General features: G+C 44.0%; 4 protein-coding genes. 3 read left to right on the forward strand and 1 reads right to left on the reverse strand.

Annotated features, from left to right (window positions below; all coding sequences use genetic code 11):
• The first annotated feature begins 38 nt into the window (after positions 1–38).
• Positions 39–485: a hypothetical protein gene (locus H6S82_RS24270; protein ID WP_190475467.1), complete on the forward strand. Its 447-nt coding sequence runs from the start codon at positions 39–41 to the stop codon at positions 483–485.
• Positions 486–778: 293 nt separating this feature from the next.
• Positions 779–991, forward strand: a complete 213-nt coding sequence (locus H6S82_RS24275; RefSeq protein WP_190475465.1) for a hypothetical protein — start codon at positions 779–781, stop codon at positions 989–991.
• Positions 992–1,063: 72 nt separating this feature from the next.
• On the opposite strand, the gene H6S82_RS24280 is transcribed toward H6S82_RS24275, so the two are convergent.
• A complete protein-coding gene (locus tag H6S82_RS24280; protein WP_190475463.1) occupies positions 1,064–1,993 on the reverse strand; it encodes a cobalamin-binding protein in 930 nt (309 codons plus the stop codon).
• A 345-nt stretch (positions 1,994–2,338) separates the two neighbouring features.
• Between H6S82_RS24280 and H6S82_RS24285 the strand changes: the two genes are divergently transcribed.
• Entirely contained in the window at positions 2,339–3,496 is a 1,158-nt protein-coding gene (locus H6S82_RS24285; RefSeq protein WP_190475461.1) for a PAS domain-containing sensor histidine kinase, read from the forward strand.
• Positions 3,497–3,554 lie beyond the last annotated feature (58 nt).

Raw genomic sequence — 3,554 nt, forward strand, 5'->3', positions numbered from 1 at the left:
CCAAGTCTTATCATACTTGGAAGTGATGAGGTTTTACATTGGACGGCTTACAAGCAGAACGGATTGAATCTGTCAAGGCGGGAAGCTTTGCTGCTTTGTCGCTTTTTTTGGCTTACGGAATCGCAACCTTGGGAAATCAGTTAGTTTTGGCAAAGCAGTTTGAGGTACTGGCTTCTTTGCAAATCTCGACGGCAGCAAATCTGTTGCTAAGTGGGGCGATCGCTATTATCAGCGGTTTCCTTTTCGGCATCACCTACCGCTACATCATCCGCGAAGATCGCAATTCCCATCTTAGCGAAGGGGCAGTGCTAGCGTTTGGACTGGTGCGGGGATTAGCCCAAGCAGACGTAGGGTTGAATTTTGACAATGCGTTTTGGTCCTGCGGCGTTTTGGCCGTCGAGAGTATTGTACTGTTTGCGATCGCCCGATATACTCTTGATGTAGCGATCGATCGCGGTTGGCTGAAACCTTTTCGATTAAGCTGAAAAACAAACACATATAAAACGCTGGAAATTGTTCGCTCGATCGCATCATCTTTAAAAATCTGCGAACTGAGTGGGCGCAAAATAAACCAAAGATGATTTGTAGGGTGGACATTGCCCACCCTAAATTTAATTATGTCTGCCTAGTTAGAAACCTGTAAAAATCATGAAATATTTGTATTTTTTGTTATACTTTTGTTGAGTTTAGTATCATTCATAGGTTTTACCTATTAAAAGAGTAATCATAGTAACTAAGGAGCAATTTTTATGTAACGCATGGCAGGAGGTGAGATGCCGTGCTAAGGCTACATCAACCGATTAGCGGCAAAGAATATCTAAACTATTCAGCTGTCAAAAAATTTCTTAATGAGTGGCAGCAGTTTATTCAGAATGGCAAGGTAGCTATCCACAGAGTCGGGAAGTCGATCGCGTTGATACCTTTATTGCTTGTGGTAGTATTGCCACTTTTCTCTCTGGTATTATTTGTAGATGAAGATGAAACGATTTAGTTTCACTTTGGCTAATAGCTAATCACTAATTACCATAAGTATTAGCTATTAACTATTAGCAATTATCTATGTTTATAAAGGTTCCCAGGCTTTGCCTTGGTAGCCATATTGCACTGTTTCGGGATGCAGAATTTCTGCCAAAATTTCTACAGAATCAGCCAATCTCGGCCCAGGACGATTGAAGTAGGAATTGCCATCAGTGATGTAGACTTTGCCACTTTTTACGGCTTGCAAATTCTGCCAATCAGGACGCTGGGCTAACATAGAAGCTTCTTGCCGAGTACGCTGTAAATCAAAGCCGCAAGGCATGAAAATAATTACATCTGGATTAGCTGTTATCAAAGATTCCCACTGTAATTGAGGGGCAGGCTGACCCGGTACGCCAACAAGAGGCTGACCGCCTGCTAACTTCACCAGTTCTGGAATCCAATTACCGGCAGCCATTAGGGGATCTGTCCACTCGATGCAGGCAACAGTGGGAAGCTTTGTATCAATACTTGAAAGAGTTTTTTGCTCGCAAATTTTGACGCGAGATTGTAAATCTGATAATGAAGTGGGAGTTTCCACATCTAGCGTTTGGGCAACCATTTGGATGTCTGCCCAAATATCAGCTAGAACAGTGGGCTGTAAAGAAATAATGTGGGGTTGGCTGTGGGTGAGTGAGGCGAGAGCTGTTTCCACTTGTGATAAGCTAACGGCACAAACATCGCACTGGTCTTGAGTTAGGATGTGTGTCGGTTGTAACTGTTCTATGAGCTCAAGTTTAATTTCATAGATGCTGAGGGCGTTTTGGAGAAGATTGGTAACGTCCTGATGAATTTCGGCACTGGGTTTAGAAGAGTTCAATCGTGCTTGGGTGCAAATAGGACGATCTTTGATTTCTGGGGGATAATCGCATTCGTGCGATCGCCCCACCAGATAATCGGTTAGGCCCAACAGCGCGACAATCTCTGTGGCGCTGGGAATCAGAGAGACAATTCTCAGATTTTTTGCAGCAGTCATTTTTATCACTTCTCTCGTCAAATAGAAAGACTCGGTAGCTAAGTTAGAGCAGTAATTTTAACGTAGCGTTAATCTTTAAAACTGTTATCCTCCTTGCGTTACATAGTGAGGTCACAATTTTTATAAAGAAATATTTACAGAAAAATCGCCGTAGGGAATCTGGCACTAATCTATTCTCGAACCCCCTTACCCTGTAGAAGTGTGTACGCGGTTACGAAAGGTTGGCAATTATTCATAGCACAATTGTTACCCTGGAGGTGCTACAGACTCAATTGCGCCATATGGGGTAAGGTCTGCATACAGCAACAGCAGGTTATACAGTATTCCCTGGGGTGAAAAGAGTGAATGAGTATCAATAGGGCAAGAATTAGAGATAGAGTGATTCAAATGGTATTGGCGATCGATACTACCCCGAAAATGACGACGCCCAAACAGACAGAGGAAAAGCTCACCCTCTACCGAGAAATTATCGCCAATAGCAAAGATGCGATCGCCATACTCGACACGCAGGGATATTACATCGAGCAGAACTGGGCCCATAGAGACCTACTGGGTTATACCGATGAGGAGTTGCAGGGCAAAACACTAGCCATTCACACCGACGGCGATTTTTGCTCCTTCTTCTTACCGGAGGTGGAAAAGCAGGGCAATTACTGTGCGGAAATCACCTGCCGTAGCAAAAGTGGAGAACTATTGTACATCGAATTTTCCTCCTTTGCAGTCCGTAATGATGGAGGCCAAACCGTATGCTATTTCGGAATTAAGCGCGACATCACCGCACGCAAACGCCAAGAAGCATCACTCCGACAAAGCGAAGTCAGAAATCGCGCTCTTCTGGATGCGATACCAGATTTAATGTTTTGCATCGCCAAAGATGGGACTCTGATAGACTGCAAAGCCAACAAAGAAGATCTGCTCTACGCACATCCAAGTCAGTTTTTAGGTAGAAAAGTGCAGGAAGTCCTCCCAGCTGAGTTAAGTCAGCAGATTATGCACTACCTGGAGCAAGCCTTACAAACTAAAACTATACAAATTTTTGAATATCAATTAGCCATTACTGGTATGGAGCGCCATTACGAAGCTCGGTTAGTTGTCAGCGGCGAAGAAGAAGTTGTAAGTATAGTCCGCGATATTACCCAGCGCAAGCAGACAGAACTGGAACTGCGTCAAGCTAAAGAAGCTGCCGAAGCCGCAAGTGATTCTAAAACCGAATTTTTAGCTAACATGAGCCACGAATTGCGAACTCCTCTCAACGCTATTCTAGGTTTGTCGCAACTGCTGGATCAACAAATTTTTGGTTCTCTCAATGCCAAACAGAAGGAATATGTCAACTACATTCACAGTAGTGGCCAACATCTTTTGTCGCTGATTAACGATATTCTTGACCTTTCCAAAGTCGAAGCTGGCAAGGAAGAGCTAATCCTGATGCCTATTTCGGTGAGAGAACTGTGCGATAGTTGCTTGAGCCTAAGTAGTCGGACAAAAGTAATCGACACTGTATGAACTTTTGTTAAGGCACTTGCAGGAGTGCCTTCGCACAGCGTGCCGTAGGCATATCGTG

It is taken from the genome of Planktothrix sp. FACHB-1355, assembly GCF_014748295.1.
Classification (GTDB): domain Bacteria; phylum Cyanobacteriota; class Cyanobacteriia; order Cyanobacteriales; family Aerosakkonemataceae; genus Aerosakkonema; species Aerosakkonema funiforme_A.